This is a genomic window from Rhizobium sp. TAL182 (genome assembly GCF_002117725.1).
GTDB classification, from domain to species: domain Bacteria; phylum Pseudomonadota; class Alphaproteobacteria; order Rhizobiales; family Rhizobiaceae; genus Rhizobium; species Rhizobium esperanzae.
The window spans coordinates 2,900,709-2,926,322 of record NZ_CP021024.1 but is presented as its reverse complement, the minus strand read 5'-3'; the positions used below and the strand labels follow the sequence as shown (position 1 = coordinate 2,926,322).

Sequence of the window (25,614 nt, the reverse complement as noted above, 5' to 3'; positions counted from 1 at the left end):
AATGGAACAAGGCGTATCGCTCTATATCGATCCGTCCGGCGCGCAGACCGGCGGCCGCGTGGTCAAGCGCGAGTTTCAGGAGATCGGCCAGGCCGCCGTCACCGCACAGCAGCGCATCGACGAGATGGCCCAGGTAACACGGCGGGCGGCGAAGTCGGCGCAGGATTCGTTCCAGGTGATGGCCCAGGCTCAGGACGCGCTGAGGGCGAAGTACAATCCGACCTTTGCCGTCCTTCAGCGCTACAAGCAGACGCAGGACGAGATCCGGCAAGCGCATCGGCTCGGAGCCATTTCCGCCAACGAGATGAGCGCGGCCATGTCGAGGGAGCGTCAGGCGGCGCTCTCCACCATCCAGGCGATCAAGGGGCATACCGGTGCGATCGTGGCCGACAATGCCGCGGTGCGCATGGCATCCTTCCAGCGCCGCAACCTGATCTTCCAGCTGAACGACGTCGCCGTGTCACTGGCATCGGGCATGAACCCGCTGATGGTCATGGCCCAGCAGGGCTCGCAGATCGGCCAGATCTACATGGGGCAGGGCGGTGTGGTCACCGCATTGCGCGAAACGGCTGAGATGGCCGGCAGCGCCGCATTGCGCTTCGGCAAATGGGGTATGCTGCTGGCGCCAATCGCCTTGGGCCTTGCCGATATCAGGGAGCAGGCAAGGAACGCGCTTCACGAAACGGTGTCGTGGGGCGAAGTCGCGACCGCGACCTTCCAGACGATCCGCGACGGGCTGCGGTCCGCCCTCGGTCCGGCCGTATCGACGCTGATGGCTCCGCTGTTCTACGCCTTCGATAAGCTCTCGTCCGCGGCCGTCGATATCGCCGAAAAGGTGATCAACGCCTTCCGGGCGGCCGGCTACGATATCGCCATGATCTTCGACCAGTTGCCGAACATCGTTGGCGCGGCGTTCACCGGCGCGGTCAATATCGCAATCGAGAAGCTGAACACGCTCGTCAAGGTCTCCTCGGATTCGGTCGACTCCATCATCGCGGCCTTCAACAAGATCCCCGGCCTCAATATCCCGAGCATCGGCGCATCCGACCAGACGATCGCGCCGCTCTCAAATCCCTATTTGGATGCGTTGAGCAAGGTCGTCGAGCAGCGGAATAAAAAGATCGAGGAGATCATGTCGGACACGCCGATCCGCGATCTCGGCAGTTCGATCGTCGATCGCATCGGCGCCAACCGGGCGCGCTCCCGGTTCGACGATCTTGCCAACCTCGATTTCGGCTCATCCATCCAGGGCGCGAACAGCCTTAGCACCGCCGTCGGTAGCGTTGCCACCGCCGGAAAACAGGCGTCCAGCACCATCATCGACATGAACCAGCAACTGAAGGACTCCCGCCGATCGACGCTAGCGACCTTCGAGCAGTCCGGCAGCCAGCTGCGCAATATGAAGACGGAGCTGAAGCAGGCACAGGAGACGCTGGCCGCCGCCGCAAAGACGCCCGTCAAAGACGTGTTCGGATGGGACGTCGGTAGTAATGCTGCCGGCGCGATCGCCGCTGCGGCGTCCTCGATCCAGAAGGTCTTCGGTGCCCTTAATGAAGGCCGCATCACCGCGCAGACTGCGCATGAGAGCCTCGAACTGATCCGAGCAAGCCTGCATCAGCTGGGCGGCGACACCGCTTCCGTCGATCTGTTCATCGACAAGATGATCAAGGGCAACCTGCACGTTGGGGAGCTGGAGTCGAGCGTCAAGTCGCTGTCCGCCTCGATCGCCGGCATCCCGAACCGGACGATCTCGATCGGCATCCAGCAATATACCGTTCCCACGGCCGGCGGCGGCACCAAGGGCGTCAACGTCTATGGCGGCGTCGCTGATTTCTCCTACCAGTCCTATGACGTCGGCGGCGGCAAGACCGTCGGCGTGTCCGGCGGCAATGGCAATTACAGCACCTATGGCGGCGGCGGTCTCGTTGATCCATACGACCAGGCCATGATGGACCTGACGCTCGGTTATGGCGGCGCCCGTGCTGCAGGCGGCCCGACCGATGCCGGCAAGACCTACCTCGTCGGCGAAAAAGGGCCGGAACTGCTCACCATGGGCGGCGCCGGCAACGTCACCAATGCGGACTCGACGGCGTCGATCCTGTCCGGCGGTCGCGACACGCTCTCGCTGATCGAGGACCACGTCTACAACACCCTGCAGGAACTCAGGATCCACACCAACTATTTCGAGACCTATGAGAGCGACTTCACGGAAATGGTCGCCTGCCTGAAGGCGGTCGAATCCGGCATCACGTCGGTGGCGGTGGCGGCGCGCTCGACCGCCAGCGTCTCTTACGGCTCTTCCGGCGGCGGTTCGTCCCGTGGAGGCGGCGGCTTCGGCTCGGGCTCCGGGTCGCAGGGGTCGGGCGGCTCGCCGAACTACAACTCGATCTATACCGGAATTGGCATCACCTACACCAATGGCACGGGTGCCATCGGCTATGGCACCTACAACATCAGCCCGAGCGTGATCGGTACCCAGAGGAACCCCGGCCTACATGGCTTCGCCACCGGCGGCCAGATCATGCCGGGGGAAGACCAGAAGGTCGAGTTCTTCAAGAAGAACACCGAGCGGGTGATCGTCGTCGACGACAACAAGGTGTTGGATGGCCGGAGCGGAGCCGAAGGCGGTCAAGGCAAGTCCGAGCGGCCGATCAATCTCCACGTCAACTTCAATGGCGGCGCTGCCCTGGATCAACGGTCGCGCCAGGCGCAGGCCGATGAGTTCCGCCGCGTCGTGCAGCAGGTCGTGAGGTCGTAAATGGTCGATCATCCCAACGCCATCCTCTCGGACAAGCTGGCGGTCGGCTATACCTCGGGTCCGGAGTTCCTGACGGCGATCACGTCGGTATCGGGCGGCTTCGAGCGCCGGAACGCCCGCAGGGCCAATCCGCGCTGGCGGTTCGACTTCTCGATCGCCGAGCTCGACGACGACCAGATCCGCCAAATGCTGGATTTCTACATGGGGAGGCGCGGTCCACTCTATTCCTGGCTGCTCAAGGATCCGTGGAATCACCAGCTGGTCGACGAGATGATCCTGACGGCAGCCGGCGGCGAGACCACGGCGCAGATCATCAAGCGCTATGACATCGGCGGCAATCCTTATTCGCGGACCATCCGTTACATCGCCTCCGGCACACTTAAGGTGTTCGTCGACGGCTCGGAAGATACCGGCGCCACGCAGACGAACGGGTTGATCACCCTGTCCGGCGCGCTGTCGGCGGGGGAGGTGGTGACGGTCGGCTCGGAAGCAAGCCCGACCGAATATTACTTCCCGGTCCGGTTCCGCAACGACTTCGCCGGCCTGCAGATGTCGTCGCAATCGGCCAATTACGGCTCCATCCAGAGCTTCGACGCGCAAGAGGTGCTGGAATGAGGTCTGCCTCCGCGGCGCTAAAGAACGCCGCAGCATCGACGGTGACGACGCTCGGCTGGCTATGCCGTGTCACAACCATCGACGGGGCCGACGTGTTCCTCAACAACTTCGGCAAGAACGTCACGGTCGACGGCCACCTCTATCTCGGGAAGCCGGGGTTCGACATCGGCAATATCCGGGTGACGGACGGGAGAGACCCGCCGTCGGTCGAACTGGTGCTGCCGATCGACGACGGAACGCCGATCCTCTTCAACTCCGCGGCGCGGCGCAAGCTCGACCAGGCGCGCATCCGCCTCTACATCATCGACCATTCCTCGCTGGAAAATATCGAGATCGGCTTCCAGTGGTATGTCGGGCAGGTGATCGCGACCGACAGCCGCAAGGCGACACTCGACGTCAGGGCGGCCGAGCGGGCGCAGCGCGAGCTGATGCTGAAGGTCTATAAGCCCGGATGCCAGTGGAACCTCGGGGAAGTCGGCTGCGGCGTCAATGTCGCCGGCTCGTGGCAGGACAGCGTTGCGGTTGCCGCCTATACCGATGCCTTCACCTTCACGATCACAGGGGCACGACCAGCCGCCACCGACGACTTCTACGCCAACGGGGCAATCAAATTCACTTCCGGCGAGAACGAGGGCTTTTCCTATGCCGTCCGGCGATGGGTGGACGCCACCAACACGGTGAAACTCTGGGAGCCGCTGCGCGCGCCTGTGGCGGCATCTGACACGGCTTTGATCCATGCCGGCTGCGACAAGTCGACCGGCGCCAATGGCTGCGGCCGGTTTTCCAATATCGCTCGGCGGTTTGCCTTCGAGGACCTGCCGACCGGCGATCTGACCTTCAATGTCGTGCAGGTCGTACCGGTGCAGGCACCGCAGCAAGATGATGACGACTCCGGCGGCGGCTGGGTCTTGGGCTATTAACAGAGGCATCTGATGGCGGGTTGGGGTCAAGAACTTCGGTACGGCGTTGCCTTTGGCAACTTCAACACGTCGACCGAGCCTGTCGTCACGACGACCGAGACCAGCACCGAGACGACCATCGGCCTGCCGTCGCCGCTGGGCGACAAGATCCCGCAGGGGATCGGCACCTTTCCGGTAAGTGGTCAGCTCATCGTCGATCCCGATCTGCTGGGAAGCGTCTCGCAGAGCGACACCGCCACCCGTGTCAATCTCGTGCTCGGCTTCTGCGAGACCTCGCTCGGCGGCACGGTCCAGCTGATCAACCTGAAGGCCAACGATGCGTACATCTATCGCACCGAGGCCCCGACGCGAAGCTTCCCCGGCACCATCCGCTTCTATGGCGGCAACCAGTCGGCACTCGATCCGCTGCTCAGCTCCCATCTGTCGCATCCGACCTATTGGCCGAAGCTCTCCTATGCGGTGCTCGAAGGCTTCGACATCGCCCCTTATGGCAACCAGCTTCCATCCTTCACGGCGGAACTGGCGACCGTCGCAACAGTCAGCACGCTATCCCACGAAGAGGCGACGCTGACCTTCGGCGCGACCTTCGACGGCAGCGGCGCGCATGAGCACGCCATCGATAAGGTGCGGAACCACTATTACACTTCGGATTTTAACAATGCGACGGGAGACGTCTATGTCGTCACCTTCGACATCGCGACCAATACCGAGGTCTGCCGCGCCAAGCTGATCCACTCGACGACGATCTATTACACCGGCTATTGGGTATCGCTCGACGGCTCGGACTATATCGTCGGCGCCCTGACCGAGACCAGCCTCGGTCTCTACCGCATGGCCCTGATCAACACCGTCACGGGGCAGGTCGTTACCCTACTCGCCAACCTTGAGGAGTCGGGGACGACATTCGAGCCCTATCCCATGGCGGCGCAGCTGATCGCGAGTGATGTGGCGACCAAATACATCGTCTATTCCGATGCGCTCGGCACGATCGACAACGGCAACGCCCGGATGATGGTGACGATCGCCGACATCACCGCCGGCACGCTCACCAACATCGCGCATCAGTTCTCCAATCCTGTCGCCGCTGCCGGTTCGGGAGAAACATCGTCGCTCGCGCTCGGGCCGGTCATCGGCGGCCAGGCGATCATATTCTTCGTCGTCGCTGACGTCGGCGGCGGAGAGGACAACGTCGTCTGGAAAGCGCAATTCTCCCAGGCTGCAGTAGTCTCTGCATCGACCGTCTTCACCGGCACTGACTGCCGCGGCGTGGCCTATGATTTCTCGGACGGCAGGATCGTCTTCTATGAGGCCGACGGCACGCTGACCAAGGTGTCCTCTACGGGAGGCACGGTCTATTCAGTTGCCACCGGCATTACCCTGCTTCGGATCAACTACCGCGTCTACGAGACTGGGGGCCAGTTCCAGTTCAAGACTCGCCAAGGGTATGCCGCTGGTCGTGTCTTCGGCGGCGATGGTGAAATCTATCTAATCGACCTGTCGGACGGCTCCGCCTCTCTGGTCATAGACGAAGACGATTATGTCGATCGCGGCTACGACTATTACGATCAGACCATGGGCTATTTCGTAACCGAATATTCGGTAGCCACCGACCCCGGCATGACCCGCTGGACGCTGCCGCAGGCGACGATCCCGACCTCCGACCTGCAGAACATCTACACCAAGCTGGCGGAGTATCGCGGCAAGTTCTCGTCATCGGACCTGATCTTCGACGGCTTCACCGGCGGCGAATGCTATGGCGTCGTCTATTCCTCGGACACGACGCTCGACAATGCCGAGCAGGACGCCAACAACATCTTCGACGTGAAGATCGTCCCGTCCGACGGCAAGCGTAAATATGTCAAGGCGAAGCGCGACGGCTCGTTTGCTCTGGACGATACGATCGATGCGGACGCCATCGTCGAGCAGGCGGATTTCAACGTCCAGAAGACGATGGATTCCGACGAGCAGTCGCTCGCCGGCGCGCGCATCTCCTACATCGACAGGAACGCCAATTTCGAGCGTACCGATCAGGAGTACCGGCGGCCGGTCGGGATCTATTCGGTCACCCGCTCGGATCGGGTCGAGGACGTGTCGACCAACTTCGTGCTGTCGTCGGAACAGGCGATGCAGGCGGTCACCACGAAGGTCTACCGCTCCAATTTCGGGCTGGACATCTATTCCTTCACGCTGGCGCCGGAGAAGTTCTATCTCGAGCCCGCCGACATCGTGCAGTTCGATTTCGAAGGCTTCACGATCATCGGACAGATCAACGAAGCCAATCTGTCGGGCGAGCTGTTCACACAGGAACTGACCGTCACCCAGTATGTTCAGGCGATCGATGCCAGTTTTGCCGGCATCGACATCAACCTGCCTGATCTGGCGGACCCATCAAGGCTGACACGGTTCCTGTATCTCGACGCGCCGCTGCTGAGCCTCGGCGATGACCTCGGCGGCGCGGCGGTGCGCCAGTATGCGATGATGTCCGGCTACGGCTACACCGCGTTTCAAGGGGCGACGCTTTACCGCTCGTTCGATGGACAGAGCTACAGCGTGGTGACCTCCCGCTATGGAGTCACGCCCGTCATTGGCGTCCTGAAGGCCCTGACGGGTTCGCCTGACGCCACCATCGAAGCGATCGACCATACGAGCGTGCTCCAAGTCGCGATCCTGTCGGGCGATACGGACGATCTGGCGACGATCACCGAGGCCCAGATGCTGGCCGGCGGCAACAAGGCGCTGATCGGTAAGGCGGGGCGGTGGATCCTGATCCACTTCCAGACGGTTTCCGTCACCGACAAGATCGCCACGATATCGAACATCGTCTGGTCGTCGCCGTTCTATCAAGCGTTCCTTGATTCCCTTGCGGCGGGTGATTATTTCGTCCTGCTCCAGACCGGTCATCATGTCAGGTTCTCGGGCGACGTGACGAAGCTCGGCGACGAGATTTTCTACAAGGCCGCGACCGACGCCTTTCCGATCACATCGGTGCCGACGGAATCGCACACCCTCATCGGTCGGGCGGAAATGCCTTTCCCGCCGCTCCACCTGAATGCGGTCATCGATGGCTCGGATATCGATCTGTCCTGGGACTGGCGTTCCCGCCTTTATGCCGGTTCCATCCTGCCGGGATCGGACAATAGCCCCCTCGGCGAAGCGACGCTGGCGTTCGAAATCGACATCATGGACGGCTCGACGGTCAAGCGGACGCTGACGGCAACCACCAACAGCAAGACCTATCTCGATGCCGACATCACAACCGACTTCGGCTCGATGCCGGACGAGCTGACGTTCCGCGTCTATCAGATCAGCGCGCTCGTGGGTCGCGGCTATGTCGCCGAAAAGACCATCAGCTTCGGTGGGGCAGGGTCGGTGGGCGCGGCTTCGGGCGCGGGTGCGGCGGCGGCCGTAGGCCAGGCGGGCATCGCAGCCGTTGGCGCGGCTTCGGGTGTTGGCGCGGCTACCGGCGTCAGCGCAGCCGCTTCTGCATCGGTCGGGGCCTCCAGTGGCGCGGCGTCCGCGGCTGCAGTTGGCGCAAGCGTCGCTGATGCCGTCGCCGCGGCATCGGGCGCCTCCACCACTGAAGCTGTGGCTGGGCTTCCCGGCGATGGCTCTGGTGACGCAACAGGCTCCAGCACGGCACAGGCTGTCGGGGCGTCCGCCGCCGCGGCAACAGCAAGCGCCGTCGGCGCGGGAGCTGCATCGGGTGTCGGCGCATCTGCAGCGGCAGCTGTTGGTTCAGCCGCCGGCACAAGCACTGCGGCGGCTGTTGCTGACTCTGATCCATACTTCTCCAGCGTTGTGCTGCTTTGCGGCTTCAACGGCGCCGACGGCGCGACAAGCTCGACAGACGAGAGCAACGCTGCGCATTCCCTGACGTTCGTTGGGAATGCGCAGCTTGACACGGCGCAGTTCAAATTCGGATCGGCCTCGTTGTTGCTTGACGGCACAGGTGACCGTGTTGAATCTCCGGATTCACTGGACTGGCAGCTAGGTTCGACCAACAGTTCGCCGTGGACCATTGAATGCTGGGTTCGGTGGAATGTTCTAGACTCATCTAACCGAGGCATCATGGGTCAAGCCGGTAGTGCTGGCTGGACCCTGACAGGGACCGCGTCCGGTGGTCAGATATCCATGGCCGGTTCGAACTTCACGACGGTCACCACAACCGGAACGGCAATGACAACCGGGGTCTGGTACCATGTCGCCGTCGATCATGATGCAACCGGAAAAATCCGCGTCTACATCGACGGCGTTATGCGAGGCAGCGCAACACCCGCGAACTCAGCCATTGTTAATGACGGAACGGCGTTGGCTCTCGGAGCCCAAACAGCCGGCGGCATCGTCGACATGAACGGCTGGCTCGACGAGGTCCGCATCACCAAGGGCGTCGCTCGCTATGCCTCAGATTCCGGCTTCACACCGCCAACGGCAGCATTCCCCCGCTCATAACTCCAGGAGACCACCATGTCTAAGGGCAATACCTTCGAAAACGATCTGCTGAAGCTGATCTTCAATGCTACAGCGATCGCAAATATCGCCGACAATGCCGGATCGTCGCCGCTTACCAACCTCTATGTGTCGCTGCACACGGCGGATCCGGGCGAGGCCGGCGACCAGACGACCAGCGAGGCGACTTACACCTCCTATGCTCGCGTCGCCGTCGCCCGCACCTCCGGCGGCTTCACGGTGACCGGCAATTCGGTGTCGCCGGCCGCTGACATCGTCTTCCCGGCCGCGACGGCTGGCACCAACACCATCACCCATTTCGCTATCGGTACGGCGTTGTCGGGCGCGGGCAAACTCCTGTATTCCGGCACCGTCACGCCGAACATCTCGGTATCCAGCGGCGTCACGCCTCGCCTGACGACCGCATCGACCGTCACCGAAGACTGATCGTCCAGGTCGAACCGCCCGAGGCTATCCACCTCTCGGAATAGGAACATCCCATGAAGCTGATCCCGAACGCCTGGCGCGTCCTCACGCGCTCGGCCTCGATGTGGTGCGTCTATCTGAGCCTCCTGTCGGAATACGCGCCGTACATCATCCCATACCTTGATGGCGTCATCCCGCGCTGGCTTTCCGTCGCCTTCCTCCTGGCGGCGCCCCTGATGCGCGTCAAAGACCAAGGAAACCTCCATGCCGATAAATAAGATCGTCTCGACGAAGCGCGGCAAGGCGGCGATCGCTGCTGCGCTCATCGCTGCTGCAGCAGGCGGATGGCAGAGCGCGAAGGACACATCGCCGACGGTTCACCCGCCGGCCGTCATCCTCGCCAAAAAGGCGCTGATTGAAACATGGGAAGGCGTAGTGCTGACGTCGCATTGGGACCCCTTCGCGAAGATCTATGACATCTGCTACGGCAAGACCCGGATCAACGGAAAGCCGGTCAAGGCCGGCTTGTCGTTCTCCCCTGCCGAGTGCGAGGCCATGCTCGAGGACGATCTCTTCGCCGAATATTATCAACCGCTCGTCAAGAAGGTGCCTGCCTACACGTCGTTCCCGGTCAGCGTCCAGGCCTCGCAGCTTTCCGGCGCCTACAATTTCGGTGTCGGCGGCATGGTCAATTCGACCGCAATGGAACTCGCCCGCCAAGGGAGATTCCGGGAAGCCTGCGAAGCCCAGACCAAATGGAACCGGGCAGGGGGGCAAGTGGTGAACGGCCTCGTGAAGCGCCGCGAGATGGGCGACGCCCAGCGCATCGGCGAAGCCGAGCTCTGCGTCTCTGGGCTTTGACATGTGGTCAATCCTCGTCTGGCTTGCCGGGTCCAAGATCGGACGCCTCGTCCTGGGAGTGGCCATCATCGGTTTTTTCTTTGTCGGGTTCCGGATCTGGCTCGCTGCGCACGACGCATCCGTGGCAAGGCAAGCAACCGCTGAGATGGTCACTAAGTTCGAGCGCGACGCCATTGCCTCGCAGCTTGCCACAGAGCGGCGATTGCACGCGGAAGCCAACAGAGCTGCGGCCGAGGCGACAGCGCGCGCAGCGGCCACGCAGAAGGCGAATGACGCAGCTAATGCCGAGGTGGAGCGCCTGCTGGCGGAAGCCGCGAAGAACGGCAAGCTGTCGCGGCCAACCGAGGAGGATCGGCTTTGGCTCGATCAGCACTGATACTGATGCTTGCTTTGCTGGCCGGCTGTCAGAGGCTCGACGAGCGTGCCTCCGTTGCTGCCGCTGTCGAAGGGCAGGCGAGGGCGTCGGTGCCGTTCCCTGACCTTCCTGAGGCTTGTGTGGCGAAGATGGGCCGTGTTCGACCTGGTGATGAGCCATGGGTGATCGTCCAGAAGCGCTGGCAGATCCTGGCCGAGAACAGAGACCGCCAGGCCGACGATTGCGCTGGATGGGGCCGCGATATGCAGACGCGCTACGGCTCGCGCTGAAGCCAGACACGACACATTGGGGGTGGGGATTTGACGCCAACGGATGATGGTTCAATGCACCGCGAAATCGGAATGCTGACAGCGAAGGTCGACATCATCCTGGAAGGGGTCCGTCGATCGGAAGAAAAAGCCGATGCCAGCCGCGCGTCCATGCATCGCCGTATGGACGAGATCGTCGACCGCGTGAGCAAGGTGGAGCTCAGTTCCGCCGCGGTTCAGGACGACGTCAGGGATATGAAGCCGGTGACCGACGCCGTGAAAATGTGGAGGCAACGCGGCATCGGGGCGCTCGCCATCGTCGGGATAGGGGCCTCGGCTCTCACCTTTATCATCACCAAGTTCGGGGCTGCGGCGATCGCCTGGTTGACAAGCCGGTAAGCAAAAAAAATGCCCCGCCGAGACGGGGCAGTTCTGATCTGGGAAAGTAGAAATCGCACGGGACCTACTCGAACAATTCAAAGGATCCTTTGCAGGGGCCACCCGTGCGATCCCGTCGTTCTAACGAAAAGCGATAGGCCCGGTTCCGGTACGATTTCGTACGCTTGAGCTAGTCGCACCAGTCGTTTCGCTGCCAAGGCGGCACGAAAAACCTCAATAAAATGAATTTGCCATATCACACGTTCGATTTCCGCCAGCCGGCCGCCCAGGCTTCGGCTTCCGAGCAGAACCAACGTTCGCCATACTGGCGACTGATCTTCGTCTGTGCGTAGTATCGCTGCCCAGGCACGTGGAAGATACGCTCGCCTGTTTCGATGCTGATATTGCCCTTGATCTTGCACGATTGTCCGGCGCCGCCAGAAGCGCTCCATGAGGCCAGCATGTCGCTCGCGGTCCAGCCGCCGGCCGCACCAAATACGACCGCGCCAATGACCAAACCCGGGGCCTTGAACAGCACCGATCTCCTCTGCGGAACGCGATAATCGCGACGCATGCCCCCATCTCCGCCCTTTCGCGCGAAGATTGTAACCATATCGGGGCAAATCGAATATCTATCCAAAAGGCTTATGTCGACTTCAGGTCTTGCTGCCCACGAGCGCGGGTGCGGTTGACGATGATTTGTCCAGCACTACTGTTCATGGGAGGTTCATTGAGGAGTGGCCTCAATGGAGCCCTTCCGCCGTCGTCGCCGTAACTCGGGCGGAAGAGAAGACTGATACGTCAACATCATCGACCGAGGCCAATCACATGTCGCACAAATTGCTTCTCTCTGCTGCCGGCTCGTTGCTTGCCGCTTTCGTCATATCGTCGCCGGCACACGCGCTGACGATGAAGGAATGCAGCACGAAATATCAGGCGGCCAAAGCTGACGGCTCCGCCAAAGACATGAAGTGGAACGATTTCCGCGCCAAGTTCTGTGGCGCGGAGGCTGCTGCCGCCGACAAGGAAGACGAGGCAGACATCGCAAAAACAACCGAAAAAGAGCCTGCAAAGCCGACAACCGCGGCGCCGAAGAGCGTTAAGTTCCCGAAGGCGATCGACAAGAAATATTCGAGCGAGACGCCGGCCAAGGGCCGTCTTCATACTTGCGTCGACGCTTACCATGCCGCGAAGGATGCCGGTACGCTTGGCGATCTGAAGTGGATCCAGAAGGGCGGCGGCTATTGGAGCCTTTGCAATACGAGCATCAAATCCGCTGGCTGAACGAAGCCACGCACTTTTGAAAGAAGGAGGGCCGCTCTGCAGGCGGCCTTTCCAGTTTAAGCCATCACTCCGGGCGTGGCCGCTTCAACTGCACCAATCGTTGCGGTGTCGCGGACTCCATGTCCTGGCGAATCCTTCGTTGAGCAGCTTCTTCCCGATCTCTTCCCCGTTCGTTCGATAGATGTTGATGAGCGGCCGGTGCGATGGCGTCTTGTCCACCGCGCCGCTCCATTCGATCCTCAATCCCTTTTCAGCCAGAAGTTCCTTCAGCCTTCCCTTGGCGATCAGCGCCAGCTTCCGTTCCTTCAAGCACTTCGCGTGCGATCCGATCTCCGGCGTGTCTATGCCCGAGACGAACGGAACTCCTTCCCCCAGCAGCCGCATATTCTGCCCGTCGCATTTCACAGTGTCGCCGTCGACCGCCGTCAATGAGGCGCAGAGGATCAATCGAGCAATCATCTCGATGAGCTCCGGCTCCTGAGTTCGTTCCATATGGTCGCCGCCCGCCAGGCCTCTTGCTCACGTTGCGTGGCAGGGTTGCGGAAAAACGGCGCCGTTTCGACGGTGATTGTCTCCCCGCACTTCCGGCATGATATAACCGAGATGGGTCCGTAGGACGCTAACGGCTGGCGTCCGCAGCGGCAGCGGTCAAGGCACGGGACTGTGTCATCAATCATTTCGCTCGGCCGCCTCAAGCTTTCTTCTCAGCGCCTGTTCCTGCTCATAGCTTTTGTACGGGAAATGCTCCCAGCACCACCAGCGGACGGGGATCGCCTTGGATGGGCTGTGACCGAAGCCGCCCCACTTCTTGCAGCCGACCTCCTTGCAATAGTGCTCAAAGTGCACAGTCGAGCCGGGCGCGGTTGAATGGTTTGTGATGCTCATTTGCTCAAACTAAAGTGAGTTGCGGGTCAGCTACGGTCAATGGTTCCGCGGCCGGCAGCAGGATGATCTTGTCATCTGCCAGCGGCCGCTGCAGCCGGCTTGCCTCTTCCCAGGGCGCAGTGAGCCACGTCTCGATTTCTTCTTGGCCGCCGAGGATGACAGGCATCGCCTTTTGATGGATCGGCGCAACGACTGCATTTGGCTCCGTGGTGAGGAAGCCGAAAAGATCGGTCGTGATCAGCCCTTCCTTGATCTTCCGCACGGACGTCCACTGCGGCACCCAAAGCCCCGCGAAGAACATCAGAGTCTCATCAGGCGCGCCAAACCACGCATTCGGCGTCCTGCCGCCATCCGGCTTGTTCGCCGGGTCGGGCTCGGCAAAGCGTGTGAACGGCACCACGCACCTGTTCTCGACGCCAAGCCAGCGCTTCCAATGCTTGCTGCTGACGTTGCGAACGTTGGTCGTCCCACCGTCCGGCTCCATCTTCAGCAGCTCGTCGAAATCGATCGACTTCCCCTTCTTACGCAATCCGTCAGCGCGTTTGGTCGCTGCATCGAATAGAGCCTTCGAAGAGCTCGGCAGTCCCCAGCGAACGTTGGCGAGTTCCCGCCCGGCGGGCGTGTTGCGAACAATCGGTGCCACTCTGTCGGGCCAGATCTCTTGCTGCGGCTCCATGTTGCCGGTGCTGTCGATCATCGCCCGCGTGATCGCTCGGATGGCCTGCTGGTTGCTCATCATCCGGTATAAATTGCACACATCACCCTCCCTTGGCGTCCACACGCCTTTTCTGCTCACTTCGTCCGTATCGATGAATTGACCGTTCCAACGGTCCCTGAATTGCGTCGCAGCTTCGCGACTTCCGAAGCAGAAAACAAGATACTGATCCCATTCGACCGAAGCGGAATAGGACTTGGAAAACCGGTCCATAGCCAGCGCAGAATTGATTATCTCGCGTCGCTGGCGGAATTGGTGAGCAGACTCGCCGGAATTATAGTTCCCCCAATAGATGATCACGTGATGGGGCAGGTGGGAGTTCAAGCGCCAGCGGGCGAGGGGATTATCTCGGCGATCGGCCATCTTATAATACCCCATCTTCCCATATCGGCTTCTTGACGTTCGTGATCCTGACCAGACGCCGCACCTCGAGCTTGCCGTATTCGGAGCCCCAGAGTTGAACCACTTTGAGCACCATATAGTCTGCCCGATCGCAGCGCTGGCAATGGAACCGGCTTGGCAGTCGATCGAGGCTGACATTCGCCGTCAGCTTCAACAGATCCCGGGGGAAATAACGGTAGGTGGTCCTGCAGAATTGGCAGGTGACTTCCAGCAGCTGGCCGGCCTCGTCCGCATCGCTCAGCCTCCAGCCGCGCAGCTTTTTTGAATAGTTCATTTCCGGCATTGTCAGTCTCGGTCATAGGTCGGCCGCCAGCCGCGCGTCATTCCTCGCCCCATTGCGCTTCGGTCAGCGCCAATTGCCGACGGAGGTGGCGAACATCGTCCAGCAATGTTGCTATTGCCGCCCGCATATCGCCGCGGTGATAGGCGATCACCGCTTCACGCTCGTCCTGTTCCACGGCTTCGCCGATCGGCTGCTCGCGCATATCCGTGCTCCATAATCAAGTTTTCAGATTGGCGGCCGCCTCGCCGATGTTCTTATTATGTTCACGGGCGCGATGGAGTCAATAATCCTCGATTTCTTTTTTGAGGGCGGCTGATGTCGTGGCAGAATGGACTGCGGACCTCCGCGCCCCTCAGCGAAGCTGACGAGTCACCTGACGCTGCTCACCAAAATTAACCGGGCTGATGATCTCGGGGCCGGTATTCTTCAAGTTGTCGATGCCCACGCCGATCGGCCACATGGTCATAAGCTCGGCCTCGTATGGCTTCATCAGGTCGGATGGATTTGGATCAGGAGATAGCCAGCGCGCATAATCGTTCCGACGGAGAATAACTGGCATTCGTTCACCGAGCGTCTTCATCATCTCATTCGGCGCGCAGGTAATGACGGCGAAGGTACGGATATCGATGCCAGCTGGGTGGCGCCAGACCTCCCAAATACCGGCAATAGCAAACAGAACGTCCGTCTTCATCGCGATGGCATAGGGTTGTTTTTCTCGGCTGTGGGTGAATGATTTCCACCCGAAGAATCCGTTGACTGGGATCAAGCAGCGGCGAGACCGGTAGGCAGGCCCGGCGAGTTTGTGTGAGGCAATCTTTTCGCAGCGGACATCAACCAATGGGAGACGCCGGTCGCTGGGCATTCTAGATGCCGACACCAGCCCCCACTTTGCTATTGCAAAGACCGGGGCAACGATACCGGTTTCCGGCGCTGCTTCTTGGATGATGATCGGATAAACTTGGCTTGGTGAGCCGTTGTATCGAGGGATGCGGTCAACCAAGCCGTCAAGCTCGCCTTGCCCGGCGAAAGGGAAACTACGCGCGAGGTCGTGAAGCGATTCTTTGATATAAACGCGACTACACATTCCGTATTCCATGGGGGGAGACTACTTATTTAGATATAACCCTCCCTCAGCAGGTCAAGGCAGCCGAACTGTTTTCCCCGCCGGTACTTACGGAGCGTCAATACTCAATCTGGGTCAATTGCCTTTTGAGAATTGGCTGATCAACTGGCGGTATGACAAAGCCGCCTCGCAAGCCTTCCAAGCCGTTGCTCGGTGAAGCCGAGGCGCCGATCCGCAGCCGGCCACGTAAGAAGCGTGATCCGGCCCAGCATCAACTTACTCTCGACCCTATGCCGGCACGCATTGATCCGTGCTTGGCGCTCCTCAAGCCGCGGCCGCCGAAGGGGCGGCAATGGGCGTTTGAGGTGAAATGGGACGGTTACCGCCTGGCTGTCCACATTGAGCCCAAGGGCGTCCGCATCCTGACGCGGGGCGGGCACGACTGGACGGCCCGCTTCCCCGCGATCCTGGCGGCCGCAAAGCGCCTTCCTGTCTCGACGGCGATATTGGATGGCGAGGCGGTCGTGTTCGATGATCTCGGCAGGTCTGATTTCGGCAAACTTCAGCAGTCGCTCGGCGGCAAGGGCGGCAAGCGGATATCGTGGGAATCGGTCTGTATGGTCTTCGATCTGCTCTATCTCGATGGTCATGACCTTACCGAGACGGAGTTCACCGCGCGGCGCCATCTCCTCGAGGGGCTGGTGCCGACCGGCGGCGAAGAAGCCATCCGGCTATCCGAGGAGATCGAGGCGGACGGGGATACGCTCCTGCGCATCGCCTGCGAGCATGGTCTTGAAGGCATCATCGCAAAGGATCGGAACAGCACCTATCGCGGCGGCAGGTACGGCGACTGGCTGAAGATCAAATGCATCCAGAGCGACGGCTTCGCGATCGTCGGTTATCAGCGCTCCAACGCGGCGTTCGGGAACATCGGCGCGCTCCTGCTGGCTGCTCGGAAGGGTGATGAGCTGGTTTACGTCGGATCGGTCGGGACGGGGTTCAAGGCAGACGAGGCGTTGAAGCTTCGCGCGACGATGGACAAGATCAAGGCGACCAAACCGGCCGTCAAATATTCCGGTGGGCGCAAGAACCTGATCTGGATAAAGCCGAAGCTGGTTGCCGAGATCGAATATCGGTCGTGGACGCATGACGGCAAGCTGCGCCACCCCTCGTATAAGGGCTTGAGGGAGGAGCAGGACAACGCTGGGGTTTACGAGTTGGAATAACCCCGCAATCCATGGTCCGCAACTGAACTCAGCTCTAGAAGGCAGGTAGGTGGCTCCTCTCCATCCGTCGAGGTTGCGCACCGGGGGGGGGAAGTGTCAGCACAAGTTGATTCTTGCGCAGCAGGGCTACTAACGATTAATCTGTTTCGGCTACAAGCTTCGCAAAAACTCGCCTTCGATGAGAAACTCTAGATGCTTACGCATTGGTCCCTAAATAATTTCAAAGCTTTCAAAGAGCTGCCGCCGTTGAATCTTTCCATGGTCAACGTACTAGCGGGCGCCAACAGCAGTGGGAAGAGCACTCTTATACAAAGTATCCTTGTATTGAAGCAAACTCTTCAATACGGCCCGGAGGACAGAGCTATTTCTCTCAACGGCCCGATCCTTCGCATGGGATCTTTCAGGGACGTGAAAAACCACGAGGCAGCCCGCGATGACTTCGCGATCAACTTCAATATTGAGATAAAGAACCACGAACTATCGTATCAGGGAAGACCTCATTGGTCCAGATCGAGCAACTATGGGCTGCAAATGGGCGGTCCTGGGTGGGAGGCTATATCGCTCTCTCTTCAATATGGCCTTCCAGAAACGGATGATTTCCGGGAGGCCCATGTCCAAGAAAGGAATCTTAGTCCGGATCTCATTAGCACGTCATTGCGGTTGCTAGGAAAACACGACGAAGAACAAGTATTTCTATATTGCGATTTTCTCAGAGGAGGCACCTCTAGTCGCTTCCCCTACGAAATCGACACAGACCCCGACACTGAACGTGAATTGATCGACAGCAAACCGGAGGGCACGATTGAGGGTGGCTACGTTTCCTACTTTCTTCCTGAGTTTGCTGTCGTCAAATTCAACCAGACTGAAGTAGAGATAGATGCTTTAATCGATGCGCTTTTCCGGCAAACTTCGCTTCTAGCCACCCATCGTGTCTCTTCGGAGGAAACGCTCTCCCCTAAGATCGTCTCTGCCATCAATGAATGGCTTATCGCTCACGGAGCTGAGCCTTTTACTGGCGGTGCTGAGCCGGTTCAGTTGTCTGACGCTCAAGAAAAACTGTCACGTTTTATCAGGAGGCCTGCGGGCCTTCTCGCATCGCTTCGTGATCTCGACCAGTCAGACCCCAATCTCGCGGACATTACACGGTTGAAGGCGGCCGTTAAGGATATCGCGTCGTCGGAACGAAAGCCAGAATTCCAGTATATGGGAGGAAGATCCCAAGGTATCGACTATGCTGGAAGTTATATAACCGACTTTTTCAAGTTTGGCATCAGGTACCTTGGGCCACTAAGAGATAGTCCACGGCCGGTGTACCAACCCGAGGCGCTCGAGAGTACTACAGATGTGGGATATCGCGGTGAACACACGGCGGCTGTTTTTGAGATTAATAAGCGAAACCACGTTGCGTACCACAGTCCGCCAGATGGGAAGAGTGAAACGGACTACGTTGCCTTGTCAGTCGAGCGGCTAGATATCCTCGAAGTTGCCGCCGCCTCGTGGTTAGAGTATCTCGGCGTCGCGACCTCGGTGGAGACTATGGACGCGGGGGTATTCGGTAACCGCATGCGTGTGTCTGTGGGAGATGAAGTCAGGCTTCACGATCTCACAAATGTCGGCGTAGGTGTTAGTCAAGTGCTCCCAATCGTGGTGATGGCGCTGCTAGCTCCTCGAGGTAGTTTGCTTGTTTTTGAACAGCCGGAGTTACATCTGCACCCAAAGGTCCAGGCGCGTTTGGCAGATTTTTTCTTGGCGCTAGCTTTAGACGGAAAGCAGACCATTCTAGAAACCCACAGTGAATACCTAGTTGATCGACTGAGGTTGCGTATCGCGACCGCTCCGAGCGACAACGTCAGACCTCTTGTGAATATACTCTTCTCCGAAAAAAAAGGCAGTGTCAGCGGGCTAACTCCTGTCGAGATAAGCGAGTTTGGTGCCATTTTGAACTGGCCAAAAGACTTTTTTGAGCAGTCACAACAGGATGTCGGTAGGATTATTCAAGCGGCCGCCCGAAAGCGCAAGAGCAAAATCAGAAACGACTAATGCTTCACATATATGTCGACACGGCTCTACTGGCTGTCCCCAACTACGGATATGGAATCTCTGGTGTCTCTCAAGAGATAATCGATCGCATGACGCATTTCTCGGTTCTCACGCTGGAAGATGTTCCACTGAAGATCGTTGTATCGGACGACGCGGAGGATGTTCTTGGCGTCGACTATCCGAGCATAGAGAGCATTGAGGAATTCCTCAACGCCGAAGGGCTCGCCCACATCTATTCCGTAAATGATCTTTACAAGCAGTATCTGATCCTCTTGGATCGTGCCGCGCGCCCTCACGAGTTGAATACATTTGAGGTCTATGATTTTTCGTACTTCTCGTCCGTGCCTCCGCTGCCTCCAGGTCTTGGTCCGGCTAGATTGGCCACGGAAACTCAGAGAGTTTTCGTTTCAGTTGGGGCTAAAAATGAATCGGGTAGCACTTGGTACGTCGGTTCATCAATGAATGCCGGCGGTGTTCGGGTTTATGACGTCACCTCGATTGTTGATGCGGCCTCGCACAATCCAGCGCCTGTGTATGGCCCTTTGCCCTTTCAATTCACCAGTCAGGTAAAGATCTTGGAGAATATCGTTGACCTAGTAGATATCTCTGTTGCTGAAGAACTTTGGCGGAATGCAAGCTCGGCAGAAGATATTCATTTTGCAGTGTCTCTGGGGGCATTCGCGTTAAAAAAGTCTATCGATCAAGGTGCTGCCATTGCCGATCTCAGACAGTTCACCATCGGTAGTGATTTCTTTGATTCGCTTTGCGGGCACGGTTGTGCTGGGACGCAGCACTACTCCTCAACGACTTTCGAGCTGTGTGCGCAGATTGTCGCCGACATCGGCATCGCTGACATCCGCGTTATGGGCAGACCGGTCCAGACCAGGCGAGTACGCGACCACGCCGGGGCATGCCGGACGCATATAAATGGCGGTGGTGTCGGTCTTCGTCTGATGCATTGGGACTGTGGACCACATATTGAATTCGCAAACGTAGGCGCGAAACATGAGCTCTATATAGCCCCCGGCGTCTCTGGCGAAGAAACTTTGATTAATTTGGGGGATGTGCTTTAGCCGCTAATTGGTAGCGGCATAAATATCCTCCAGGCGGAGCGAGAGTCGGATGGATCAATGTGATTAATCCCCACGAACGGTTTCCAATTCACTTTATGTTCCCGTGTTTTTACGGCGGCGGGAGGCGGCCACTGGAAACCACGTTCCTTGTTTTTCAGGCGATGCAGGGTACCCTTGATTACTCTTAATCAGCGGGTCGTAGGTTCGAGCCCTACATCACCCACCAAATCTCTTGATAAGATTGATTGAATTGCGTCAGCGCATGGTCTCGTTTCGAGGCCAGCGGGCAAGTCTCGGCATGACTGGCTGCGTCGACCTGCGCATCCTATCTCACCCTCGTTAACGGGAGTGGTCCATGAGAACCGTCATATTCGTCGTGGCTTTATCCTTGCCGCTGCCGGCCTTTGCCGCCAGCGCAATGGAGGTCAGAGCGGGGGACCACAGCTGCAGCGAGCTTGCGCAGATCATCCGACAGAACGAGAAGGTCTTTGTCCGTGTCGGCCTCGGCGGCCGCAGCTTCCGCTACCCGCCGGCGCAATGCGGCATGGGCGACAAGCGCAGTACCGCAAGCGTTCGCGATGCCGAAGGGAGGGCTTGCGTTCTGGACTATGCCTGCGTGTTCGACCCGGCGTCGCCCTATAATTTTCCCTGAAATCAGAATTCGTTTTCAGTTGCGTGGGATATCATCCGAAACCGCTCTCGTTTTTTTGCCGCCATCACGCTCTCGCATCCAGGAGTTCCCATGAAAAGCGTCCTTTTGGCCTTCGCCCTGTTGTTTCCGTCCGCAGCCCTTGCCGTCGAGGCGGTAGAGGTCAATGCCAGGGATCACAGCTGCAAGGAGCTTGCGCAAATCATCCGTAAGGACAAAGCCGTTTTCGTGCGTATGGGCATCGGCGGTCGCAGCTTCCGTTATCCGCCGGCCCGATGCAATCTGGGTGACAAGTACGACACTGCAACGGTGAGGGATGGGGACGGGAAGATGTGCGTTCTCGACTATGAGTGCGTGTACGATCCGCAGTCCTTCTACAACAGGATTCCCAATTAATATCGGGCTGCAGGTTACGCTTCACGCGGGGACCGTGAAATCGCTCGGTCTTCCCCAAGAAAAAAGGCCGGGCGAAACTCGCACCGACCTTCCTCGATCTGTCTCAATGACGGCTGCCAGTACATCCGTGGTCAGCCGTCAGAGACAAATTTAATAATCTCTAAATAAGTGCCGATTGCGGTTATTCAAGGGCTGGCCGCAGAAAAGAAGCTGGTGCCGGCCGCGTGACCCTGAGGCTGGGGTCGCCCCAGGATCATACGCTATTCGATGCATAGATCCTCCTTGGCGTGTCCTGCCGGATACGCCAAGGAGGCATCTAGCGCGGCTTCTTACGACCGGAGCGGTTACTGCTGGGCAGGAGCGGCCGGCGGGGTGGCCGGTGCAGGTGCGGGAGCAGGCGTTGCGCTGTTGTCGGTCGGAGCGATCGGTTTAGCCGGGGCCGGCTCGGACTGCGTCGTGGAGGCTGTCGTATCCGGCGAAGTGCCGGGAGATGTGCTGCTCCACTGCGAATAGGCGAATGCAGCAACAGCGATCACGGCCAATGCAGCAACCCAAACAACCCACGTATTGCTGCTGCGCGCCGTCGGCGTCGTGCGCAGGTCCAGGTTCGGGTTCAGCGGGCGGTTCGGATCGTTGGCATTATTGGGGTCGTACGTCATGGTACTTTCTCCTCTTTCGGTGAGGAAGAAATGGATGAGTGGGACTTTTGTTCCATTCTGGGGGCGAAGCGTTTGTATTGGCGGGGTTTTCGGGCTGGAGCGGCTTCTTGAGCGGCAGGCGAAAGGCAATTGCGGGGGGGTGAAGCCTGAGGAGATCGCTGGCTGTCATACGCACGGCACAGCCGCCGTATAGACGGACATAACCGCAGCGTAAGTCTCGTCCTTGACAGGACGGGGTGTCTTTGCCAATGCTTTCGGTCTGGGGTTGCGATCACCCCACGAGGCGACATGCCGAAGAATCGCGTCCGGTAAAACCGATCAACGGAGGGACGCGTCATGCCGTCATTTCTCGAAATATCTCCCGATAAGCTCAGCCGCCTCATCGGAACTCCCGGGGCGCCCTGCATCATCGACGTCCGCACGGACGAGGATTTCGCGCTCGATCCACGCCTGGTGCCGGGCTCGATCCGGCGCGATCACGCCGAGGTTGCGTCCTGGGCCGATAGCATCGATGCCGATGCCGTCGTCGTGGTCTGCCACAGGGGAGCCAAGCTCAGCCATGGTGTCGCCGCCTATCTCAGGCATGCGGGAATTGAGGCGGAAAGCCTCCAAGGCGGCTTCGAAGCCTGGGCCGCGGCCGGACCAGCGGTGCCCGAGGCGAAGCTGCCGCGCCGTGACGCGCAGGGGCGCACCGTCTGGGTGACCAGGGCGCGGCCGAAAATCGACCGCATCGCCTGTCCCTGGCTGATCCGGCGCTTCATCGATCCGAATGCCGTCTTCCTGTTCGTGCCGGCCCCTGAGGTTGTCGCTGTCGGCGAGCGCTTCGAGGCTGCGACCTTCGACATCGAGGACGTGTTTTGGAGTCATCGCGGCGAGCTCTGCACCTTCGACGTGATGGTCGAGGAGTTCGGGTTGGCATCCGAACCGCTCTTGCGCCTGGCGCAGATCGTCAGGGCGGCGGATACAGCCAGGCTCGATCTCGCGCCCGAGGCGTCCGGTCTGCTTGCTGTCTCGCTCGGCCTCTCCAGAATGTATTCCGACGATCTGGAGCAGCTCGAGGCCGGAATGCTTCTCTACGATGCCTTCTTCCGCTGGTGCCGCGATGCGACCGAAGAGACCCACAACTGGCCCGCACCGAAAAAGAGGGCATGAGATGATCGACATGACGGAGAATGCGCCCGCCGGACAGGCGGGCAACAAGGACGCGGGCGAGGGGCATCACCACGGCGTTTCGTTCGGGGAGGCCTTCCGGGTGTGGCTGCGCGTCGCCGCCTTGAGCTTCGGCGGCCCGGCCGGCCAGATCGCGGTCATGCACCGGATCATCGTCGACGAGAAGCGATGGATCGGCGAGCACCGCTTTCTGCATGCCTTGAATTATTGCATGCTGCTCCCCGGGCCCGAGGCGCAGCAGCTCGCCGTCTATATCGGCTGGCTGATGCACCGCACATTCGGCGGTCTCGTCGCCGGCGTGCTCTTCGTGCTGCCGGGCTTCCTGTCGATCCTCGGCCTCAGCTATATCTACGCGGCCTATGGTAGCATCGGCATCGTCGCTGGCCTGTTCTTCGGCCTGAAGGCGGCCGTCCTTGCCGTCGTCGTGCAGGCCGTCATCCGCATCGGCAGCCGGGCGCTGAGAAACCGCGTCATGCTTGCCGTCGCGGCCGCCGCCTTCATCGCCATCTTCTTCTTCCACGTTCCGTTCCCGCTGATTGTGCTGGCCGCGGGAATCATCGGCTTCTTCGGCGGCCGGCTCGGCCTCGACGCCTTCAAGGCGGGCGGCGGCCACAAGGCCGCAAGCGGCGCGGTGCTGTCGGATGCCGAATCGGCGCTGGGCGAGCGTATTCCGGCGCATGCGCGCGCCAACCTCGCCTGGTCGCTGCGCATATCGGCTATACTGCTTGCCCTTTGGTTGGTGCCGGTCGCCGTCCTTTACACGTTCTTCGGACCAGGTGACGTCTTCAGCCAGATCGGCCTCTTCTTCAGCAAGATGGCGGTCGTCACCTTCGGCGGCGCCTATGCCGCGCTCGCCTACGTCGCGCAGCAGGCCGTGCAGCATTTCGGCTGGCTGAAACCCGGCGAGATGCTGGACGGTCTCGGAATGGCCGAGACCACGCCGGGGCCGCTGATCATGGTGCTCCAGTTCGTCGGCTTCATGGCCGCCTTTCGCAATCCCGGCTCGCTCGATCCGATGCTTGCCGCCACCTTTGCCGCGATCCTGACGACATGGGTAACCTTCGTGCCCTGTTTCCTCTGGATATTCCTCGGTGCGCCCTTCATCGAAAAGCTGCGCGGCAATGTGGCGCTTGCCGGGGCAATGTCAGCGATCACGGCGGCGGTGGTCGGGGTCATTCTCAACCTCGCCATCTGGTTCGGGCTGCACACGCTGTTTGCCGAAGTCGCGCAGGTCAGTTTCGGAAACCTGCGGCTCGATATTCCCGAGCTGCAATCTGCCGTACCGGCGGCAATCGTGCTCTCCGCCACCGCCGCCATCGCACTCTTCCGCTTCAAGACCTCAGTTATCACGACGCTCTTCGGCTGTGCGATCGCAGGCATGCTCTGGACGCTGGCGATGAATTGATCAAGCCTCTGCTCCTCCGGCGGGAATGCGGGTCGCGAGCATCTTGTCGATGCGCATGCCGTCCATGTCGAGCACCTCGAAGCGCCAGTCTTCGAAGAGGAAGGTTTCGCCGGCTTCCGGGATATGCTGAAGCTGATGCAGTGCGAAGCCCGCCAGCGTATGGAAATCAGCGTCGGGGCGATCCTTGAGGCCCAGCCGTTCGAAGGCGTCAAAGGCCGGCATCATTGCGTCGATCAGCAGCGAACCGTCTTCCCGCACGACGATGTCGGGCTCCTCGTCGGCGCCCGGCAGATCGCCGGCGATGGCTTCGAGCAGGTCTGTCTGGGTGACGATGCCCTCGAGACTGCCATATTCGTCGACGACGATGGCAAGGCGCACGGGCGACGCCTTGAAGCTGTCGATCACGCGCACGACCTTGCTACCCTCGTGCAGCACCAGGGGCTGCTTGATCACCTCCAACGGCCTGATCTTGCCGCCGTCGAGGACCTGATCGAGAAGATCCTTCTTCAGCACCATGCCGATCGGTTCGTCGATCGAGCCGCGGGCGACCAGCAACTGCTCATGGCTGCACTCTCGGATCGTTTTCAGAACCTCCGCCTCGCTGTCGTCGGCATCGAACCATTCGATGTCGAGACGCGGGGTCATGATGTCGGAGATCGGCCGGTCGCCGATGTTGAATACCCGCTCGACGAGCTGCTGCTGCACCTGGTTCAGAAGACCTGCCTCCTGGCTCTCGGCGACCAGCAACTTCAACTCCTGCGGCGAGTGGAACGAGGATTCTCCGGTTCCGGCGCGAAGGCCGACCGCCCGCAGCACGAGGTTGCCCATACCGTTCAAGGTGAAGATCGCCGGCTTGAACAATAGCAGGAAGAGGCCGAGGGGACGCACGACCGCAAGCGAGGTGGCCTCGCTGCGCTGCAGCGCCAGGCTTTTAGGCGCGAGCTCGCCGAGAACGATGTGCAGCGCCGTGATGATGACGAAAGCGATGACGATGGCGACGGTATGGGCGCCGGTCGTTACCCATGGCTCAGGCAGCCAGGAGAGCAACGGTTCGATCAGATGGGCGAGTGCCGGCTCGCCAACCCAGCCCAGAGCCAATGACGAGATGGTGATGCCGAGCTGGGTGGCGGCGAGATTGGCGTCGAGATTGTCGATGGCGCGCTGGAGAGCGGAGGCATTCATGTGACCGGCCGCGACAAGTTCGGCAACACGGCTGCGCCTCATCGAAACCAGTGCGAATTCGGCGGCGACGAAGAAACCATTGGCAGCGACGAGAAAGAACACGGCTAGTATCCCGACAAAGTCGAAGAGCCCGCCCGCGGATTCGGACATATTT

Annotated in this window: 26 protein-coding genes and 1 pseudogene; 18 read left to right on the top strand and 9 right to left on the bottom strand. The window is 60.0% G+C overall.

All coding sequences use genetic code 11. The annotated features are described in order from the left end of the window. Position 1 precedes the first annotated feature (1 nt). From Tal182_RS14780 to Tal182_RS14735, 10 genes are all read left to right on the top strand, one after another. The gene (locus tag Tal182_RS14780) at positions 2–2,758 is read left to right on the top strand and encodes a phage tail length tape measure family protein (protein WP_085859902.1); all 2,757 of its coding nucleotides are present in this window, start codon (positions 2–4) and stop codon (positions 2,756–2,758) included. Continuing rightward, on the top strand, positions 2,759–3,373 hold the full coding sequence (locus tag Tal182_RS14775) for a DUF2460 domain-containing protein (RefSeq protein WP_085859901.1): 615 nt from the start codon (positions 2,759–2,761) through the stop codon (positions 3,371–3,373). It abuts the gene before it with no gap. Continuing rightward, positions 3,370–4,293, top strand: a complete 924-nt coding sequence (locus Tal182_RS14770) for a DUF2163 domain-containing protein (protein ID WP_085859900.1) — start codon at positions 3,370–3,372, stop codon at positions 4,291–4,293. Before Tal182_RS14775 ends, Tal182_RS14770 begins: the two co-directional genes overlap by 4 nt. A gap of 12 nt (positions 4,294–4,305) precedes the next feature. After that, positions 4,306–8,742 (top strand): LamG-like jellyroll fold domain-containing protein, encoded by a 4,437-nt coding sequence (locus tag Tal182_RS14765; RefSeq protein WP_085859899.1) that lies wholly within the window; start codon positions 4,306–4,308, stop codon positions 8,740–8,742. Between the two features lie 15 nt (positions 8,743–8,757). Beyond that, positions 8,758–9,186, top strand: coding sequence for a hypothetical protein (locus tag Tal182_RS14760; protein ID WP_085859898.1), 429 nt, complete (start codon positions 8,758–8,760; stop codon positions 9,184–9,186). Between the two features lie 53 nt (positions 9,187–9,239). Beyond that, the gene (locus Tal182_RS14755) at positions 9,240–9,443 is read left to right on the top strand and encodes a hypothetical protein (protein ID WP_085859897.1); all 204 of its coding nucleotides are present in this window, start codon (positions 9,240–9,242) and stop codon (positions 9,441–9,443) included. Beyond that, positions 9,430–10,026 carry a lysozyme gene (locus tag Tal182_RS14750; RefSeq protein ID WP_085859896.1) on the top strand — a complete coding sequence of 199 codons (597 nt, stop codon included), beginning with the start codon at positions 9,430–9,432 and terminating at the stop codon, positions 10,024–10,026. The genes Tal182_RS14755 and Tal182_RS14750 overlap by 14 nt, the downstream gene beginning before the upstream one ends. A gap of 1 nt (position 10,027) precedes the next feature. Then, a complete protein-coding gene (locus Tal182_RS14745) occupies positions 10,028–10,402 on the top strand; it encodes a hypothetical protein (protein ID WP_085859895.1) in 375 nt (124 codons plus the stop codon). Beyond that, positions 10,384–10,671 carry a hypothetical protein gene (locus Tal182_RS14740; protein WP_245344777.1) on the top strand — a complete coding sequence of 96 codons (288 nt, stop codon included), beginning with the start codon at positions 10,384–10,386 and terminating at the stop codon, positions 10,669–10,671. Before Tal182_RS14745 ends, Tal182_RS14740 begins: the two co-directional genes overlap by 19 nt. 72 nt (positions 10,672–10,743) lie before the next feature. After that, a complete protein-coding gene (locus Tal182_RS14735) occupies positions 10,744–11,049 on the top strand; it encodes a DUF1515 family protein (protein ID WP_245344776.1) in 306 nt (101 codons plus the stop codon). Between the two features lie 235 nt (positions 11,050–11,284). Here Tal182_RS14735 and Tal182_RS14730 read toward each other — a convergent pair whose 3' ends face one another. Next, positions 11,285–11,602, bottom strand: coding sequence for a succinoglycan biosynthesis protein exoi (locus Tal182_RS14730; protein WP_085859893.1), 318 nt, complete (start codon positions 11,600–11,602; stop codon positions 11,285–11,287). Positions 11,603–11,856: 254 nt separating this feature from the next. On the opposite strand from Tal182_RS14730, the gene Tal182_RS14725 reads away from it, so the two are divergent. Then, entirely contained in the window at positions 11,857–12,312 is a 456-nt protein-coding gene (locus Tal182_RS14725; protein ID WP_085859892.1) for a hypothetical protein, read from the top strand. An 84-nt stretch (positions 12,313–12,396) separates the two neighbouring features. On the opposite strand, the gene Tal182_RS14720 is transcribed toward Tal182_RS14725, so the two are convergent. From Tal182_RS14720 to Tal182_RS14690, 6 genes and pseudogenes are all read right to left on the bottom strand, one after another. Next, complete coding sequence (locus Tal182_RS14720; protein ID WP_085859891.1) at positions 12,397–12,771, bottom strand: nuclease; 375 nt, start codon at positions 12,769–12,771, stop codon at positions 12,397–12,399. Between the two features lie 210 nt (positions 12,772–12,981). Beyond that, positions 12,982–13,197 (bottom strand): hypothetical protein, encoded by a 216-nt coding sequence (locus tag Tal182_RS14710; protein WP_085859889.1) that lies wholly within the window; start codon positions 13,195–13,197, stop codon positions 12,982–12,984. A 4-nt stretch (positions 13,198–13,201) separates the two neighbouring features. Beyond that, positions 13,202–13,954, bottom strand: a complete 753-nt coding sequence (locus Tal182_RS14705) for an SOS response-associated peptidase family protein (RefSeq protein WP_085860949.1) — start codon at positions 13,952–13,954, stop codon at positions 13,202–13,204. 322 nt (positions 13,955–14,276) lie between these two features. Next, on the bottom strand, positions 14,277–14,597 hold the full coding sequence (locus Tal182_RS14700; protein WP_085859888.1) for a hypothetical protein: 321 nt from the start codon (positions 14,595–14,597) through the stop codon (positions 14,277–14,279). Positions 14,598–14,599: 2 nt separating this feature from the next. Next, positions 14,600–14,799, bottom strand: a pseudogene (locus tag Tal182_RS14695) (hypothetical protein). Positions 14,800–14,949: 150 nt separating this feature from the next. Further along, on the bottom strand, positions 14,950–15,681 hold the full coding sequence (locus Tal182_RS14690; RefSeq protein WP_085859887.1) for an SOS response-associated peptidase: 732 nt from the start codon (positions 15,679–15,681) through the stop codon (positions 14,950–14,952). 152 nt (positions 15,682–15,833) lie between these two features. Between Tal182_RS14690 and ligD the strand changes: the two genes are divergently transcribed. The 5 genes from ligD to Tal182_RS14665 all read left to right on the top strand — a co-directional run bounded on the left by ligD (position 15,834) and on the right by Tal182_RS14665 (position 21,044). Next, positions 15,834–16,886 (top strand): non-homologous end-joining DNA ligase, encoded by a 1,053-nt coding sequence (gene ligD / locus Tal182_RS14685; RefSeq protein WP_085859886.1) that lies wholly within the window; start codon positions 15,834–15,836, stop codon positions 16,884–16,886. 192 nt (positions 16,887–17,078) lie between these two features. Continuing rightward, a complete protein-coding gene (locus Tal182_RS14680; RefSeq protein WP_085859885.1) occupies positions 17,079–18,926 on the top strand; it encodes a DUF3696 domain-containing protein in 1,848 nt (615 codons plus the stop codon). Further along, on the top strand, positions 18,926–19,999 hold the full coding sequence (locus Tal182_RS14675) for a hypothetical protein (RefSeq protein WP_085859884.1): 1,074 nt from the start codon (positions 18,926–18,928) through the stop codon (positions 19,997–19,999). Before Tal182_RS14680 ends, Tal182_RS14675 begins: the two co-directional genes overlap by 1 nt. Before the next feature lie 355 nt (positions 20,000–20,354). Beyond that, positions 20,355–20,651, top strand: coding sequence for a hypothetical protein (locus tag Tal182_RS14670; RefSeq protein ID WP_085859883.1), 297 nt, complete (start codon positions 20,355–20,357; stop codon positions 20,649–20,651). A gap of 90 nt (positions 20,652–20,741) precedes the next feature. Then, positions 20,742–21,044, top strand: coding sequence for a hypothetical protein (locus Tal182_RS14665; protein ID WP_085859882.1), 303 nt, complete (start codon positions 20,742–20,744; stop codon positions 21,042–21,044). A gap of 344 nt (positions 21,045–21,388) precedes the next feature. Here Tal182_RS14665 and Tal182_RS14660 read toward each other — a convergent pair whose 3' ends face one another. Continuing rightward, positions 21,389–21,703, bottom strand: a complete 315-nt coding sequence (locus tag Tal182_RS14660) for a hypothetical protein (RefSeq protein ID WP_064810736.1) — start codon at positions 21,701–21,703, stop codon at positions 21,389–21,391. A 336-nt stretch (positions 21,704–22,039) separates the two neighbouring features. On the opposite strand from Tal182_RS14660, the gene Tal182_RS14655 reads away from it, so the two are divergent. Continuing rightward, complete coding sequence (locus Tal182_RS14655; RefSeq protein WP_085859881.1) at positions 22,040–22,855, top strand: chromate resistance protein ChrB domain-containing protein; 816 nt, start codon at positions 22,040–22,042, stop codon at positions 22,853–22,855. A 1-nt stretch (position 22,856) separates the two neighbouring features. Further along, the gene (chrA, locus tag Tal182_RS14650) at positions 22,857–24,278 is read left to right on the top strand and encodes a chromate efflux transporter (protein WP_085859880.1); all 1,422 of its coding nucleotides are present in this window, start codon (positions 22,857–22,859) and stop codon (positions 24,276–24,278) included. On the opposite strand, the gene Tal182_RS14645 is transcribed toward chrA, so the two are convergent. Continuing rightward, on the bottom strand, positions 24,279–25,610 hold the full coding sequence (locus Tal182_RS14645; RefSeq protein ID WP_085859879.1) for a hemolysin family protein: 1,332 nt from the start codon (positions 25,608–25,610) through the stop codon (positions 24,279–24,281). Positions 25,611–25,614: the final 4 nt, after the last annotated feature.

Coding starts and splice junctions, on each gene's coding strand:
- Tal182_RS14780 (WP_085859902.1), top strand. CDS start 2: ATGGAACAAGGCGTATCGCTCTATATCGATCCGTCCGGCGCGCAGACC.
- Tal182_RS14775 (WP_085859901.1), top strand. CDS start 2,759: ATGGTCGATCATCCCAACGCCATCCTCTCGGACAAGCTGGCGGTCGGC.
- Tal182_RS14770 (WP_085859900.1), top strand. CDS start 3,370: ATGAGGTCTGCCTCCGCGGCGCTAAAGAACGCCGCAGCATCGACGGTG.
- Tal182_RS14765 (WP_085859899.1), top strand. CDS start 4,306: ATGGCGGGTTGGGGTCAAGAACTTCGGTACGGCGTTGCCTTTGGCAAC.
- Tal182_RS14760 (WP_085859898.1), top strand. CDS start 8,758: ATGTCTAAGGGCAATACCTTCGAAAACGATCTGCTGAAGCTGATCTTC.
- Tal182_RS14755 (WP_085859897.1), top strand. CDS start 9,240: ATGAAGCTGATCCCGAACGCCTGGCGCGTCCTCACGCGCTCGGCCTCG.
- Tal182_RS14750 (WP_085859896.1), top strand. CDS start 9,430: ATGCCGATAAATAAGATCGTCTCGACGAAGCGCGGCAAGGCGGCGATC.
- Tal182_RS14745 (WP_085859895.1), top strand. CDS start 10,028: ATGTGGTCAATCCTCGTCTGGCTTGCCGGGTCCAAGATCGGACGCCTC.
- Tal182_RS14735 (WP_245344776.1), top strand. CDS start 10,744: ATGCTGACAGCGAAGGTCGACATCATCCTGGAAGGGGTCCGTCGATCG.
- Tal182_RS14730 (WP_085859893.1), bottom strand. CDS start 11,602: ATGCGTCGCGATTATCGCGTTCCGCAGAGGAGATCGGTGCTGTTCAAG.
- Tal182_RS14725 (WP_085859892.1), top strand. CDS start 11,857: ATGTCGCACAAATTGCTTCTCTCTGCTGCCGGCTCGTTGCTTGCCGCT.
- Tal182_RS14720 (WP_085859891.1), bottom strand. CDS start 12,771: ATGATTGCTCGATTGATCCTCTGCGCCTCATTGACGGCGGTCGACGGC.
- Tal182_RS14710 (WP_085859889.1), bottom strand. CDS start 13,197: ATGAGCATCACAAACCATTCAACCGCGCCCGGCTCGACTGTGCACTTT.
- Tal182_RS14700 (WP_085859888.1), bottom strand. CDS start 14,597: ATGCCGGAAATGAACTATTCAAAAAAGCTGCGCGGCTGGAGGCTGAGC.
- Tal182_RS14690 (WP_085859887.1), bottom strand. CDS start 15,681: ATGTGTAGTCGCGTTTATATCAAAGAATCGCTTCACGACCTCGCGCGT.
- ligD (WP_085859886.1), top strand. CDS start 15,834: ATGACAAAGCCGCCTCGCAAGCCTTCCAAGCCGTTGCTCGGTGAAGCC.
- Tal182_RS14680 (WP_085859885.1), top strand. CDS start 17,079: ATGCTTACGCATTGGTCCCTAAATAATTTCAAAGCTTTCAAAGAGCTG.
- Tal182_RS14675 (WP_085859884.1), top strand. CDS start 18,926: ATGCTTCACATATATGTCGACACGGCTCTACTGGCTGTCCCCAACTAC.
- Tal182_RS14670 (WP_085859883.1), top strand. CDS start 20,355: ATGAGAACCGTCATATTCGTCGTGGCTTTATCCTTGCCGCTGCCGGCC.
- Tal182_RS14665 (WP_085859882.1), top strand. CDS start 20,742: ATGAAAAGCGTCCTTTTGGCCTTCGCCCTGTTGTTTCCGTCCGCAGCC.
- Tal182_RS14660 (WP_064810736.1), bottom strand. CDS start 21,703: ATGACGTACGACCCCAATAATGCCAACGATCCGAACCGCCCGCTGAAC.
- Tal182_RS14655 (WP_085859881.1), top strand. CDS start 22,040: ATGCCGTCATTTCTCGAAATATCTCCCGATAAGCTCAGCCGCCTCATC.
- chrA (WP_085859880.1), top strand. CDS start 22,857: ATGATCGACATGACGGAGAATGCGCCCGCCGGACAGGCGGGCAACAAG.
- Tal182_RS14645 (WP_085859879.1), bottom strand. CDS start 25,610: ATGTCCGAATCCGCGGGCGGGCTCTTCGACTTTGTCGGGATACTAGCC.